Origin of the sequence: Spirosoma foliorum (assembly GCF_014117325.1) — a bacterium.
Classification (GTDB): Bacteria; Bacteroidota; Bacteroidia; order Cytophagales; family Spirosomataceae; genus Spirosoma; species Spirosoma foliorum.
The window spans coordinates 7,280,679-7,296,574 of the sequence record NZ_CP059732.1 but is presented as its reverse complement, the minus strand read 5'-3'; the positions used below and the strand labels follow the sequence as shown (position 1 = coordinate 7,296,574).

Genomic DNA, 15,896 nt, shown 5'->3' with positions numbered 1-15,896 from the left:
AGAGGAAGACCTCATTCAAAAATGATCCGCTCAACGACTTTTCTACTAATCCTCCTTACTCTTTCCGGCTTCTCGGAACGACCAGGAGGTCTTGTTAGAAAGTCGGAGAAAATACGGGAGTTTACTATCGTCGAGAACGATACGACGTCTTATACGCTCAAGCTGGCTTTCGATGAACGGGATCAGCCAGCTTATTTCTTCCGAAATGTGTTTACGCCTGTTTGCCTGACAGGTGAGTGTAAACCGGTCTATATCAATTTCTATTGGGATCTTTTGGGCAATTACACGCGCTACGATTTACCGCCGGGCGAAGTGCTGACCAAAATGGATCACCGGGAATTCAAGCAGGAAGACTACGATAAGCTGCGGGATATTCTGGACAATACGAACTCGTTGTTGAAAGATGTAGCCATGGAAGATTTGGTCGGAAAAGGCACCGAAAACTTGGCGGATTCTGTAGATGCTAAGGCGGGTGCTACATTGAAAACCGTCAAAAATGAGGTGATCGACGGCGCGGTGTATACCTGTTACACGCTTTGGCACATCGCTCACGGAAAGGTGGCCGATGAAATGCAGAAGATAACGGAATCGTATCGGACAGACGACCTATTACATCGTTTCCTGACCAGTAGCAATTACCATTATCAATACTGGGCAATGGACAAAGTGGTCGATAAAGCAGGAAGCATAACCGAATCGTTCACGCCCGATATGCTGCAAATCATTCGGGGGAAAAACGTTTTTACAGCCCGAGCGGCCTTGCAAAAAATTAGCAATCCCTTTTTCGCCAGCAATGCGCGGCAAGTCTGGCTTTGGGAGACCTACCAATCAACGAGTTATCCCTTGCAAATCGCGATTCTCAAAAAGCTGGCACAAATCCCCTTTCAGCCTTCACTGGCCGAAGCAACGGCGAAGGCAATGGTTAACGCCAACCGGGAGCAGTTTACGCTGATGATCAATTTGCTGGCCTCCCAACCCAAACTATCCGAAAAAGCTCTGCTAACGATGGCAAATCAGTTGGATACGTCCAATCAGGAATATGCCACGGAGATCAACCGAGTCCTAACGTCTTTTCACCCAAAAAAACCTGCCGTTTTGGCGAAGATGAACGCCTTTAAAAACAAACGATAGAACGCAGATTATTAAGATTAAATCTGATTTCAAGGGATTTATAAAATTAGATCATAACTAATCATAAGCATCATAATAATCAGCGTTCCAAAAATCAAAAATGAGATGAAATCAATTTATCAACTTCTACTCTTCCTGCTGTTCGCTCTGCCACTGGCGGCCCAGGATCAGGTTTTCGTCGAGACGGAGTCGTTTCAGAATAAAGGCGGCTGGGTCATCGATCAGCAATCCTTTGTTGTTATCGGTTCCTCCTACATGATGGCTCACGGTATGGGACGTCCGGTAAAAGATGCGACAACGACCGTGAGCTTTCCTAAAAAAGGCAAATACCAACTCTGGGTACGTACTAAAGACTGGGCACCTTTTCCGAAAGGCCCCGGAAAATTTCAGGTGGTCGTTGATAATCAGCCGGTAAAGATTGTCTTCGGCGAAAGCGGTTCGGACGAATGGAAATGGTACAACGGCGGAGAAGTCGATATTAAAAATGATCAGACCACTCTGGCGCTGCACGATCTGACTGGCTTCAACGGCCGCTGTGATGCCATTCTGTTTACCAATGCACCCAAATTCACTCCGCCTAATAAGCTAGATGAACTGACCGCTTTTCGGAATAAATTACTCAATCTGACCGGTGCAACGGCCAATGCGGGTCAGTTCGATCTGGTCGTTGTAGGAGGAGGTATTGCTGGCACCTGTGCCGCACTTTCAGCCGCTCGCATGGGTTTAAAAGTGGCTCTGATTCAGGATCGCCCCTTGTTGGGAGGGAATAATAGTTCGGAGGTTCGGGTGCACCTTCGCGGAGAAACCGACCAGAATCATTATCCTAAACTCGGACGTATCGTTCGGGAAATGGACAACGGCGATCCGGGCAATGGAAACCCGAACGGCAACGAGTACGGCGATGCCCGTAAAATTGCCATCGTGAAAGCCGAACGGAACATTAAGCTGTTTTTGAATACTCACGTGTATAAAGCCGAAAAAGAGAAGGATAAAGTGACCGCTGTTGTGGGCCGGGATATTGCCACTAACAAGGAAACCCGCTTCGAAGGCACCTATTTTGCCGATTGTACCGGCGACGGAACACTAGGCTATCTGATTGGTGCCGACTACCGGTTTGGTCGCGAGAGTAAAGCCGAAACGGGTGAATCGTTGGCTAATGACAAATCGGATGATTTTACGCTGGGCACCTCCAATTTATGGGCATCGCTGGAGCGTGATACCGCTTCGTCATTTCCCGAAGTACCCTGGGCGCTGCCTTTTTCGGATGAATATCACATTGACGAAGCCCGCTCTGACTGGCAGTGGGAAACCGGTTTTGGGAATTACAACACCATCACCGACGCCGAGAAAATCCGCGATCATAACCTGCGGGCCATTTATGGCAACTGGTCATATCTGAAAAAGAATAAGCATGAAAAATATGCCAAACGTGAACTCGCCTGGGTGGCCTACATCGGCGGCAAACGCGAATCCCGGCGATTACTTGGCGATCATATTCTGAATCAGATGGATATTCAGGAAGGCAAACAGTATCCAGATGGAACCGTTACGGCCACCTGGACTATTGATCTCCATTTTCCGGACCCCAAGAACAGCAAGTACTTTGAGGGTCAGGAGTTTTTTGCCGGAACCAAACACATCAAAGTGGCACCGTACACGATTCCATACCGCTGTCTGTATTCAAAGAATATTTCCAACCTGTTTATGGCGGGTCGTAACATCAGCACCACACACGTTGCGTTTGGCAGTACGCGCGTCATGCGTACCTGCGGTATGATGGGGGAAGTGGTTGGCTTTGCGGCTTACATGGCGAAAAAATACAGCACGACACCACGGGGAGTCTATCAGGAACACCTGCCGGAATTTATGGCGATCATCAAAGATGAACCAACTGCGAGTAGCAAGCCTTGAGTATAACCTATTGATTACACGATAAACTAAGTTTTTGTCATTTCGACCTTAGGAGGAATCTCAAGTCTCCAAATAGTCAAGCTTGAGATTCCTCCTAAGGTCGGAATGACGAAAAACGTCAATTGACATGATAGAAGGCTTAGTTTATAGTGCATTGATAATCTATCCGCTCTTTGCGGTATTGTCTCCGAGCAATTTACCCTCGGCCACAGACCTGCCAATGATCAATCTGGATGGAGAAGCGCAGGGGACAACGTATCACATAAAATACCGGGATGAGCGGCAACGCAATCTCAAAAAGGAAATTGATTCGGTCCTGATAACGATTGACAAATGCCTGTCGACTTATTTGCCGGACTCCGAGATTTCTCGGTTTAATCGTTCGGAGAGGCACCGGTTTGAACGGCCTTATTTCTATCCGGTTCTAAAAAAATCGGAAGAGGTATTTCGAGAAACAAAGGGAGCTTTTGATCCAACAGTCATGCCGCTGGTCGAAGCGTACGGATTTGGACCTAAAAAAATACGATTAGTAGAGCCGGTAAACAGTGACTCGTTACTACAATTAGTTGGTTTTCAGAAAATTTCATTTGACTCTGTGTCCATTCGGAAGCTAAAGAAAAATATACGTCTGGATTTCAACGGCATTGCGCAGGGCTACTCGGTCGATGTGTTGTCGGAGTTTCTGGAAAGCAAGGGGATTGACCGATACATGGTAGAAATTGGCGGAGAAATTCGCACCAAAGGGAAGAAAGGCGAAAAGCAAGACTGGACAATCGGGATTGAAAATCCACTTCAACCTGGAAAAATGCTGACGACGATGAAACTGGTAAATCGGGCGATGACAACCGCCGGAAACTACCGGAACCATTTCGAATCGAACGGCCAGACATTTAGCCACATCATCAATCCCAAAACGGGTCTAATGGAACAGAGTTCGGTGTTAAGCGTAACGGTTTTCGCACCGGATGCGATTACGGCTGATGGCTATGACACGGCATTTTTTGTGATGGGGCTGGAAGCAACCAAGCACTTTCTGTCCGCCAGAAAAGACCTGGATGTATACATTGTTTACACCGGGGAGGATGGTGAATCAAAGACATTCGTTACTGAGGGATTGAAAAAAGAGCAATAGCCAGTAAATGGATAATGTAAAATGAGTAATGGATAACTGGCGGCTCCGATTATCCATTGTCCATTAGCTTAAAAACCTGACATGAAAAATAAACTAGTAGTTGCTGCCTATCTGCTGACGCTAAGTGCCTTTGGAAGCTTACGCTCTGTCAATGGACAGACTGTTTCACCCCAATTGGCTAACGACCGGATTCGCTTAATCTGGGCGAAAACAGCCCGAGGCTTTGAAGGCAAACAAATTCAAGTGAAGAAAGGTGAACGCTGGCTAACCGTCGGGACGCCTTCTGGCGAAAACACCTTGCTCTATGCAGCCGAAAAACCATCTGACAAGCCCGATACAACGTTTAGAGATCTTACCGGGGCTATTTTCCCAAGCGAGAAATACCATTACCAGCAAGTGCAGTGGGCCGAAAGTACGAATCCGGTTTCACTGAACAAAGCGGGACAGGCCATTCACTTTTTCCCACAGAAAGCAGACCAGATAACCAAAAACAGTATAGTGTTCCGGCAGGAAACCGAAATGGCTACGATTGTTTCTGAGTGGATGCTAGACCCAACATTCGCATCAGATATTGTTGTTAAACAGACGATAACGCCAAAAAAAGCGGGCTATTTCTCTCTCGCCAGCCCAACGCTCACGACTATTTCTGAACAGAACTTAGCTTGGGCAACCGTGCCGGGCTATTTTCAGGGAAATAAGTTTCAGCCAAATTTTGCGCTGGCCTACGCCTACGGACATGGCATTCCGACACTACCCGTCATCTATCGTGAGCGATGCGCCAGTACGCTTAGCCCGATGATTACTACCAAAAATGGGGTTACAATCGCTGTCATTCCTGAACCGGGTTTGGCGCGTGATCCCTGGGCGAACGACAAAATCACACAAATCGACTGGAACATTGGGCTGTCGCATATGAATCGCAAAGCCCAGCTTTCGCCAACGCTTTATTATCCTGTTTTAGGTGAACCCAAGTCGGCGTTAAAAGCGGGCGAACCAATTAGCTATACCTTCCGATACAGCCTTACCGATGGCGACTGGTTCAAGGCGCTGAATCACGCCGTGTATGATGTGTATCGCTTCAAAGAAACATTAGGGTTGCGGCAAAGCAAACAATCGCTGACTGACCGGATCGAAAAAATGCACCATTACCTGACCGACTCGAAAACCTCGTTATGGAACATTGAGGAATTTGAGGGCAAGAAAATCGGGGCGCAGTCATATCTCGGTGGTGTGGTTGGCTCCGACAAAGACGCTATGAAAAACTCCGATTATGGCGCGATGTGGATGCTGGCCAACGCGACGAAAGACCCCTTGCTCACCCAGAATGTGTTGCCCTACGCCGAGAATTTCAAACTCGCCCAGCAGGAAACCGGAAACAGCTTTTTCAAGGGTGCGCCTGAGGGACAATATTATCTGGCGAAAAAGAAAAAATTTGTCGAAGAGTGGGGCGAGGTGGTCGAACCCATTGGCCTCACCTATTACACCATGCTCGACATTGGTAATATGCTGTTGTTCGAGCCAAACAGTACTGAACTCAAAGAACGGCTTCGGTTCGGTGCGGATCGGCTACTAACCTGGCAGAAACCGGATGGTAGTTGGGCCGTCGCCTATGACCGCCATACAGAAAAGGAAATCTTCAAAGACATTCTGGATGTACGTCCAACCTTCTACGGACTGATCGTTGCCTACCGCATTCTGAAAGACCCTAAGTACCTCGCTGCCGCCCGCAAAGGGGCTGACTGGTTTCTGAAAAACGCCATCGAAACGGGCAGCTATCTGGGTGTGTGTGGCGACGCTCGGTATGCTCCCGATTTCGCAACCGGCCAGTCGGCGCAGGCGCTGCTGGATTTGTATGATCTGACTCACGATGCTCGTTACAAAACGGCTGCCATTACAGCTGCCAAAGTATATACCTCTTCTATCTACACGCATCCAATTGCCAGCCATCAACAAAAGAGTGTGAATGGTACTCCCCGCGAAGATTGGGAGATTAGTCAGACAGGGTTGAGTTTTGAACACGGCGGCATTTTCGGTTCGGCAACGCGGCACGGTCCTATCCAGTTGTGCAGCCACGCTGGTCTGTTCATTCGCATGTATGGCTTAACCAAGGAGCCAATTTTTGCCGATATGGCCCGCGCGGGTGCTATTGGGCGAGATGCGTTCGTCGATCCAAAAACCAGCGTTGCGTCTTATTACTGGCAAGCCATGAATCGAGGGGCTGGCCCTTACCCACACCATGCCTGGTGGCAAATTGGCTGGCTAACCGACTACCTGATGGCCGAAGCAGAATTACGATCAATAGGAAAGGTGACCTTTCCACGCGGATTTGTAACGCCTAAAGTTGGTCCACACCAAACGTACGGCTTCAAGGCGGGTATGATTTACGGGCAACCCGCCACCTTATTGATTCAGGAAGGGTTAGTCCAACCCGATAGCCCCGTTATCGACTACATCCTGGCACGATCTGCCGATCAGAAAAAGCTGTATGTCGTTTTGCAAAACAATCGGGCTCAGTCAACGAAATCCAAAATACAAATCAACCCGTCAGTCTTGAAAAAGAACATTGCCAGCGCCAAGTGGCTGCCTACCAACGAAACGGTTGCTCCCGATGCCATCTCGATTGATTTACCGGGTTTTGGACAAAGTGTGCTGGAGATTGATTTACAGTAATTTTTCGACAGGATTACAGGATGAACAGGATTAGCGCCTGCAAATAAAATCCTGTTCATCCTGTAAATCCTGTCGAAAACAGAACTAAGACACTATGAATACAACCATTGATACCGCCGTCATCGTCATTTTCTCTGCCTTTGTGCTGGGAATCGGGATGTTGTTCGCCCGAACGGGCCGGAACCTAAAGTCCTTCTTTGCAGGTGGGGAGGCCGTGCCTTGGTTTATTGGCGGCTTGTCGTTGTTTATGAGCTTCTTCTCGGCGGGCACGTTCGTGGCCTGGGGCTCCATCGCCTATAAACACGGCTGGGTGGCCATTACCATTCAGTGGACCATGTGCATCGGTGCGCTGGTAACTGGACTCTATCTGGCTCCCCGCTGGAAACAAACGGGTGCTTTGACGGCTGCTGAATTCATCCGTGCCCGTTTGGGAACGACCGTTCAGAAGGCGTACATCTTCATTTTTACACTGGTCTCGCTCTTCATTAAAGGCTCGGTACTTTATCCGGTAGCCAAGCTGGTTAGCTCGTCATTGAATTTACCGCTCGTACCCTGCACAATCGGGTTAGGCTTTTTCATGATTGCTTACACGGCGGTTGGGGGTTTGTGGGCCGTCATGGTTACAGATATATTGCAGTTCGTAGTACTATCAGCAGCCGTGTTTATTCTGTTGCCGCTTTCGCTGGACAAAGTGGGCGGGCTGGATGGATTCGTCAAAGCAGTACCCGACGATTTTTTCAATCTCCTCAACGGCGAATATACCTTCGGTTTTATAGCAGCCTTTGTCATTTATCATATCTGCTACATCGGTGGAAACTGGACGTTTGTGCAACGCTACACCAGCGTCGATAGTCCGAAATCGGCGCGCAAAGTGGCGTTTCTATTTGCGGGGCTGTATCTCATCAGCCCCGTTATCTGGATGATGCCCCCCATGATTTATAAGGCCATCAATCCATCCCTAACCGGACTGGATACCGAAAATGCCTATCTCATGATTTGTAAACTCGTACTGCCGCCGGGTCTTCTGGGACTGATGCTAACGGGTATGTATTTCTCAACGTCGGCCAGTGCGAATACAGCTCTGAATGTCGTATCTGCTGTTTTTACGAATGATATTTACAAAGGGCTCATCAATCCGGCGGCTTCCGACAAAAAGCTGATTCGCGTGGCTCGGGGTTCATCCTGGGTCTTTGGATTAGGGATGATCGGAATTGCGTTGATGGTACCCGCAGCCGGTGGCATTGTCGAAGTGGTGCTGAGTATCTCCTCTATTTCGGGCGGGCCACTGCTGGCTCCTCCCTTATGGGCTTTATTCTCCAAACGACTTACCAGCCGGGCAACGCTTTGGGTAACAGGTATCGGCCTAACCGTCAATCTGTTCTTTAAGATACTGACTCCTCTCCTATTCCATTTTAAGCTAACCCGAGGAACGGAAACCATCATTGGCGTGGGACTTCCCCTACTGATTCTGCTAGGTTACGAGTTGTGGGCACGCTCGAAAGACGTAACGGCCAGTGAGTACTATCAGTATCTGATTGCCCGCCAGCAAAAACGGGACGATGCACAAGCCGAGTCGCCCGAAGAAGCGTTGGCGATACGAAAACAGAATCGGTTTGGGTTACAGGTTATTGCTGGTTCCTTAGTCTTCACTGCATTCATGCTAGGCGGGTTAAGCACATTTGCCAGCGTGGGCGGAGGGATTACGGCCTGTCTCGGTGGGGTGGTTCTGCTGGCAGCCTTAATTCCTTATAGGGCTTCCCAGCGAGTTCAGTTGACGGCAGAATCACACCAAAGCGAGAAATTCATCACTACGAATCCTTAATCAATGCAACATACAAAATTCAACATACTATTATTACTGGTAGGACTGACGTTTCCCACCTTCGCCCAGTACACCATTCGCGACCCGAAAGCCATTCCACTCCATGGGCAATGGTCGTTTGCGATGGACCCTCAGGCAGTTGGCGAAAAGGCGAATTGGTATCGGGAAGATGCACCACTAGGCCGCTGGGATAAAGTAACGGTTCCTCACTGTTTCTCGGTTGATCCCCGTTATCAGTTTTATACCGGAACAGTCTGGTACCGCCGGACTTTCCCCTGGAAACCAACTTCGGGCAAACGGGTAATCCTCCATCTCGACGCTTCATATTACGAGACAACCATCTGGATCAACAACCAGAAAGTGGGTACGCACGAAGGTGGCTACACCCCTTTTCAGTTCGACATAACCAGCTATGTAAAGACGAAACAAACCGATGGTTCAGATAACACGATTGCTATTTCAGTAAACAATAATACCTGGGGAGTGGGCACGGTACCCGGTGGTAAAGACAACAATGAACCTAATGACCCCTTTCCAGGCTGGATAAACTACGGTGGCTTGATTAGACCTATTTACATAACCGTCGAGCCTGAAGTTTATGCAGAGAACGTAAAAATTGACGCGGTACCGGACCTTGCAAAAGGCACGGCTATGTTAAAAATCAAAACCCGGATTCGTAATGCGAGTGGGCAATCCATTACACCAAAACTGGCGTTTCGAGTGGAGCAAAATGGCAAACCCATTACGCTTGTCTGGAAACAAACGTCCGGTAATGTAGCCGCGAACCAAACAGCCGTTTTGGAGGCAGAAACCTCTCTGAAAGCAGCCGACGTAAAACTGTGGAGCCTCGACCAGCCTACCTTATACGAGGTCCAGGTTAGTACGGCTACCGACACCGTCCAAACCCATTTCGGCATTCGCAAAGTGGAAGTTCGGAATGCCCAATTACTGCTGAATGGGCAGCCGATTAAAGTAGCAGGGGGTAATCGTGTTGTCGATCATCCCGGCCTGGGTTCGCTGGAACCCGACTGGCTGGTTGAAAAAGATATGCGCCTGATGAAAGAAGCGGGCATGGAGCTTCACCGACTAACCCACTACACGCCTTCTGAAACCATCTACGACTGGGCCGACCGCAACGGGATGCTGATTATCAGCGAAGCTGGAAACTGGCAGCTGACGCCGAGGCAGATGGACAATGATACGATCCGCACGAAATTCCGGCAGCAGTTTCGCGAAATGGCCGAGCGCGACTGGAATCACCCCTGCATCATTGCCTATAGCGTAGGCAATGAATACCTCTCCGAACAACCCGCCGGGCAACGCTGGACGAAAGACATGATCGCCTATGCTCGTGAACTCGACCCAACACGGCTGTACACCTTCGCGTCGATGCGCTTAAATACATTACCCAAAAAGCCTGAAGATGAGGCCAGTCAATATTGTGATTTCATTTCGACCAACACCTATGGTAATCACACAAACGTATTGAAACACATCCATTCTCTCTATCCTGACAAACCAATTTTTATTAGTGAATACGGCACGCGCGCTGATGGTAAAGATGGCGAGGCTGGTCAGGTTACCCATATCGAAAAGTTTCTCGCCGACGTCCGGCAATTGCCTTATGTGATTGGGGCTTCCTGGTGGTCGTTTAACGATTATCTGAGTCGCCATCATGGCACCAATGCCGATGGCACTCGCCCGTGGGGATTGGTCCGCTGGGACCGCTCCAAACGTCCCCTCTATCTGGCTCACCAAGCCGGTATGGCTCCCGTCACCATTGAGAAAATCAGTTGGGAAACCGGTAGCGAAGGCGTGCATACCTTAAAACTGCGCATCACAGCCCGAAAGGATTTCCCAGCTTATGCCCTTAAAAATTACTCCCTAAAAACTGACACCCGAACCATTCCTATCCCTGACCTTCAACCTGGCCAACAGGCCGATCTAAGCATTCCGGTACGTGGTTTCGACAAAACATTATCTGTGGAAATTATGAAGCCGACCGGTTTTTCTATTCTCATCCAAACGATTGATTTAACGAATGATACGCGAACAAGCAGCCGATAAACGAACGCTGAAAACCATTCGCCATGATGCCGACCTGATTGTTGTTGGCGGAGGCCTGTCGGGCGTTTGCTGCGCCATTACGGCTGCCCGGGCGGGCATCCGGGTAGTGCTGGTACAGGATCGACCCGTGTTAGGGGGCAACTCATCGTCCGAGGTTCGGCTGTGGGTATTAGGGGCTACCTCACACATGGGCAACAACAACCGCTGGGCACGCGAAGGCGGGGTGATCGACGAATTACTGCTCGAAAACCTGTACCGCAATCCTGAAGGAAATCCATTGATTTTCGATACGATCTTGTTGGAAAAGGTGGTCCTGGAGCCGAACATCACGCTACTGTTAAACACCGTAGTCTATGAAGTCGAGAAATCGAACCCCGAGACAATTAGCGGTATCAAGGCCTTTTGCAGCCAAAACAGCACAGCCTATGATCTGGTAGCGCCCCTCTTCTGCGATGCCTCGGGTGATGGCATTGTTGGCTTTCAGGCGGGGGCTGCCTTTCGAATGGGAGCCGAACGGCAGGAGGAGTTTGGAGAAAAATTTGCTCCCACCGAAGAGTATGGTGAACTGCTTGGTCATTCCCTCTACTTCTACACCAAAGACACTGGCCGCCCGGTTCGGTTTGTTCCGCCAGCTTATGCGCTGGATGATATTACCCAAATACCGCGCTATAAACGCTTTAACGCCCAGGAATATGGCTGTCAACTCTGGTGGATTGAGTATGGGGGCCGCTTAGACACGGTCCATGATACTGAAACCATCAAGTGGGAACTCTGGAAAGTCGTGTATGGCGTCTGGAATTACATCAAGAATTCCGGCCAGTTTCCTGAATCCGAAACCATGACGCTCGAATGGGTTGGGCAGATTCCCGGCAAGCGGGAAAGTCGCCGATTTGAGGGGGATTACATGCTGACTCAACAGGACGTTGTTGAGCAACGAACGCATCCTGATGCCGTGGCTTTTGGCGGTTGGTCGATTGATTTGCATCCCGCCGATGGTATTTTTTCGGAGAAACCGGGTTGTAATCAGTGGCACAGCAAGGGTATTTATCAGATTCCGTATCGGTGCCTGTATAGCCATAACGTATCGAACCTTTTCCTGGCCGGACGTATCATCAGTGCTTCACACGTAGCTTTCGGTTCGTCTCGGGTGATGGCTACGGGTGCACACGTTGCGCAGGCTGTTGGCATGGCCGCTGCCGTTGCGACGAATAATCACCTGCTTCCACGAGACCTCACGGAGCCTATACACATGCATGTGTTACAACAGGAATTACTGAAAGCGGGCCAGCACATTCCGGGTATTGAGCTTAAGGACGAAAATGACCTTGCCCAACAGGCAAAATTGTCAACGTCCAGCGAATTTGTACTTAGTGAGTTGCCACCCGATGGCCCTTTGCTCCCACTGACCTCTTCAGCCGCCCAGATGTTGCCTTTACCGGTTGGTCCTGTCCCACAGATAACTGCCTTCGTAACCGCCGATCAGGATACAACGCTAATAGTCGAATTGCGACGCAGCAGCAAGCCGTTTAACCATACGCCTGATGTAACGCTGGAAACGGTGAGCATCCCGATTCGCAAAGGCAAACAAGAGGTCCATCTGGATTTTACTAGTCAGCTTTCGGAGGCTCAGTACGTATTTGTCATGTTCATGAAAAATGAACACATCCAGCTGCAATACAGCCAGTTGCGCATTACGGGCATTTTGTCGGTCTTTAATAAAATCAATCCGGCGGTTTCGAATTATGGGAAACAGGAGCCGACAGAAGACATTGGCGTCGACACGTTCGAGTTCTGGTGCCCCGAACGTCGGCCTGCTGGACATAATATTGCCCTAAGAATTCAACCCGGTATTCGGTTGTTTAGCCCGGCAAACGTTCGAAATGGAGTTCAACGGCCAACCAATCAGCCGAATGCCTGGGTAGCCGATGTTCGGGACGCGAACCCAACCTTAACTATAAACTGGCCTACCCGACAAAAAATTAGCCGCGTGGAATTACGGTTCGACACTGATTTTGACCACCCACTGGAAACGGTCATTATGATTCATCCAGAAACCGTCGGCCCGTTCTGCGTGCAAGAGTACGTTGTCTGTAACGACCAGCAGGAACGTATCTATCATCAGGCGCATAATCACCAGAGCAGCAATACCATCCGATTCGAGCAACCGATCGAAACGAGTAGCTTAACAATCCATTTGAAGAAAAAAGACGGGTTAGCGCCGGCATCGCTGATGGAAGTTCGGTGTTACAGCTAGAGCTAGTTTACACTTTTGAAAATAGTTAATCAAAGAGCTTTTGTCATTCTGACGAAGGAAGAATCTTAACGTATCTCCACTCTCAAACAAGTAAACGTGAAGATTCTTCCTTCGTCAGAATGACAAAAAAACACGATCAAATAAGTTATAAATCCCCCCGTTTCAACTCTTTTGCCGCATAGTCTGCCGCTCGGGCGGAGAGCGCCATATAGGTTAACGATGGATTCTGACAAGGCGACGAGGTCATGGCAGCCCCATCCGTACAGAATACGTTTTTGACAACGTGGTGCTGATTGAATTTGTTAAAGACTGAGTTCTTCGGGCTGGTTCCCATGCGAGCCGTGCCCATTTCATGAATGCTTAGACCCGGATGCGCCTGACTGTCGAAACCTTTTATGTTCGAGAACCCCGATTTTTCCAGCATTTGAATGGCCTGATCATGAGCATCCTTCCGCATGAGAGTTTCGTTTTCCCGATAATGAACGTCCATTTTCAGGACGGGCTGGCCCCATTTATCCTTGATTTCATCGGTCAGATAAACCCGATTATCTTCGTAAGGCATACATTCGCCGAAGGCATCGAGGGTAATTTTCCAGGTGCCAAATTGCGTCGCTTTTTCCTTAAAATCAGCGCCAAAACCTTCTTCATGGTAGGCATGATCCCAGTTCTCACGGTTTGTGTATACCTCAAAGCCGTAGCCTCGTTTGAAAGCCTGTTTCTCCTGATTCGGTAGATTTCGGAAGCGCGGAATGTAGAGTCCTGCCGGGTGCCGACCGTAGTAGTATTTATCTAAATCGTGGTCATAATCGGCGTGGGCACCCACATGGAAATGGTGATCCATCAGATTGCGGCCCAGTTGCCCACTATCGTCCATACCATTCGGAAAGCGCTTCGACTTGGAATTCATCAAAATATACGTAGAACCCAGCGCCGACGCATTCAGAAAAATAATACTGGCCTGAAACTCATGCCATTGGTGGGTTTGCTCATCAATGACCCGAACCCCTGTCGCCCGACCCGTCTTTTCATCATAGATAATTGAATTGACAATGGAATGCGGCCGAACGGTCAGCCGTTTGGTTCGGCGAGCAGCGGGTAAAGTGGCCGATTGCGTACTGAAATACGCACCATACGGACAGCCGCGCATACACAAGTTTCGGTATTGACACTTGGCCCGTCCCAGATTCATCTGCTCCTGCGTCGGTGCCGTCAAATGAGCCGCCCGTGCCGAAATCACCTTCCGATCAGGGAATTTTTCATTTACCGTTTTTCGAAGATGGGCCTCCATGCAGTTGTCAGGCATGGCAGGTTGAAATTGACCATCGGGCAGGTGTGGCAATCCATCGCGATTCCCGGCAATTCCGGCAAATTTCTCGACGTAGTCGTACCAGGGCGCGATGTCTTTATACCTGATGGGCCAGTCGGTGGCAATGCCTTCTTTGGCATTCGCTTCAAAATCAAGATCAGAGAATCGAAACGAATAGCGCCCCCACATCAACGACTTCCCCCCTACCTGATAGCCGCGAATCCAGTCAAACGGCTTTTCTTCGACGTAGGGATTTTCCAGGTCATTGACAAAGTACTGGTGCGTCGCTTCGGTAATCGAGAACCCTGTTCGGTTTTGGACTGGGTACTTTTTCAGTAAGTCAAGCGGCATGGCCTGATTATGGTGCGGGAAATCCCACGGATTCATGGTAGCCGTATGGTAATCTTTGACATGCTCAACCATCCGTCCTCGTTCGAGAAGCAGTACGTTGAGCCCTTTTTCACAAAGTTCCTTAGCCGACCACCCTCCGCTAATGCCTGAGCCAACAACAATGGCATCGAATTTCTTACCGGGCGGAATAGATATATTGTTCATCTTTTTAAAACGCAAAGGGCGCAATGATAAGCGCAAAGAACGCAGAGTTTTTTTACAGACTTAATGAGTCGCTTTTTGTAGGAAAGCGGCAATTTCCATGCCCCAGGCGATGCCGATGTGAATAAGTAATCCACCCCAGATACTTCGGGTGCTTAGCGCCAAAACGCCAAGTAAGTACCCGCCGAATAACGAAGAAACAGCCTCTCCTAGTGGCCGACCAAAGTGGATAGCACAATACCAGACAACCATCGGCAACACGGCTCCATGCCCTAATACTCGACTCATACCAATCACGAGGAATCCCCGAAAAAGGAGTTCAGTCGGCACAAAATCCCAGCCATAACAGAGTTCATAGACCAGCGCCGTTACCCACTCAGGTACGCCGAAAAACTCATTCGCGTTGGTATCATGATAGGTTGGGTACGATTGCAGAAAATCCGGCTGAAACGACGCCAGCGTAATCAGCGGAATCATCAGTGCCAGCATAGCTGCATAGAGTGCCAGGCCCTTTCGTTTCGGAGCCATTCCATAGAAACTGCTTGCGTATGGATCGACGAACTTATAGAAAAGAAATAGGGGCAAAACAATTGTCAAGACTGATTGCAGGTTGTGCAGACAGTAATACGCAAACACATAAATCTGTCCATCAAACAGTTTCCGGCTCCACTCGCTGTGTGCGTAAAAACCAGCATAAATCGAATAGGAAATCAGCGCAACCCCGCTACGAAGCCAGAAATCCCGGCTTCGCCAAATATCAGGTCGATGATGGAAATGCGTCCACAGCCAGACGCTGACATAGTAGGCCGTTGCGTATAGACAGAAATAGAGAACCGGCCAGATTGGTTTGCCCTGAAACGAGTCGATGTAAGCGTCTTCTATATCAAAATAGAAATTAGCTGCGAGAAGCAATGAAGCCCAGACAGCAGTGGCCAAATAAAGATCAGGCCGAAAGTCTATTCGAAGGTGGTTGCGTAGGTCTTGCCAGAGGACTTTCATATTTTTTGTCATTCCGACGTCAGGAGGAATCTCAAGTTTCGTATTAATCAAG

The 15,896-nt window shown here is 49.2% G+C and carries 9 protein-coding genes; 7 read left to right on the top strand and 2 right to left on the bottom strand.

Annotated features, from left to right (window positions below; all coding sequences use genetic code 11):
• The first annotated feature begins 21 nt into the window (after positions 1-21).
• The 7 genes from H3H32_RS30645 to H3H32_RS30615 all read left to right on the top strand — a co-directional run bounded on the left by H3H32_RS30645 (position 22) and on the right by H3H32_RS30615 (position 12,987).
• On the top strand, positions 22-1,131 hold the full coding sequence (locus tag H3H32_RS30645; protein WP_182459548.1) for a hypothetical protein: 1,110 nt from the start codon (positions 22-24) through the stop codon (positions 1,129-1,131).
• A gap of 105 nt (positions 1,132-1,236) precedes the next feature.
• The gene (locus H3H32_RS30640; protein WP_182459547.1) at positions 1,237-3,042 is read left to right on the top strand and encodes an FAD-dependent oxidoreductase; all 1,806 of its coding nucleotides are present in this window, start codon (positions 1,237-1,239) and stop codon (positions 3,040-3,042) included.
• A 127-nt stretch (positions 3,043-3,169) separates the two neighbouring features.
• Positions 3,170-4,174 (top strand): FAD:protein FMN transferase, encoded by a 1,005-nt coding sequence (locus H3H32_RS30635; protein ID WP_182459546.1) that lies wholly within the window; start codon positions 3,170-3,172, stop codon positions 4,172-4,174.
• A gap of 81 nt (positions 4,175-4,255) precedes the next feature.
• Positions 4,256-6,844: a glycoside hydrolase family protein gene (locus H3H32_RS30630; protein WP_182459545.1), complete on the top strand. Its 2,589-nt coding sequence runs from the start codon at positions 4,256-4,258 to the stop codon at positions 6,842-6,844.
• 94 nt (positions 6,845-6,938) lie between these two features.
• Positions 6,939-8,666: a sodium:solute symporter family protein gene (locus H3H32_RS30625; RefSeq protein WP_182459544.1), complete on the top strand. Its 1,728-nt coding sequence runs from the start codon at positions 6,939-6,941 to the stop codon at positions 8,664-8,666.
• Positions 8,667-8,669: 3 nt separating this feature from the next.
• Entirely contained in the window at positions 8,670-10,733 is a 2,064-nt protein-coding gene (locus H3H32_RS30620) for a glycoside hydrolase family 2 protein (RefSeq protein WP_182459543.1), read from the top strand.
• The gene (locus H3H32_RS30615) at positions 10,708-12,987 is read left to right on the top strand and encodes an FAD-dependent oxidoreductase (RefSeq protein ID WP_182459542.1); all 2,280 of its coding nucleotides are present in this window, start codon (positions 10,708-10,710) and stop codon (positions 12,985-12,987) included. The genes H3H32_RS30620 and H3H32_RS30615 overlap by 26 nt, the downstream gene beginning before the upstream one ends.
• Before the next feature lie 145 nt (positions 12,988-13,132).
• Here the strand turns inward: H3H32_RS30615 and H3H32_RS30610 are convergent, their stop codons facing one another.
• Entirely contained in the window at positions 13,133-14,848 is a 1,716-nt protein-coding gene (locus tag H3H32_RS30610) for a GMC oxidoreductase (RefSeq protein WP_182459541.1), read from the bottom strand.
• A gap of 60 nt (positions 14,849-14,908) precedes the next feature.
• Positions 14,909-15,844, bottom strand: a complete 936-nt coding sequence (locus H3H32_RS30605) for a CPBP family intramembrane glutamic endopeptidase (RefSeq protein WP_182459540.1) — start codon at positions 15,842-15,844, stop codon at positions 14,909-14,911.
• Positions 15,845-15,896: the final 52 nt, after the last annotated feature.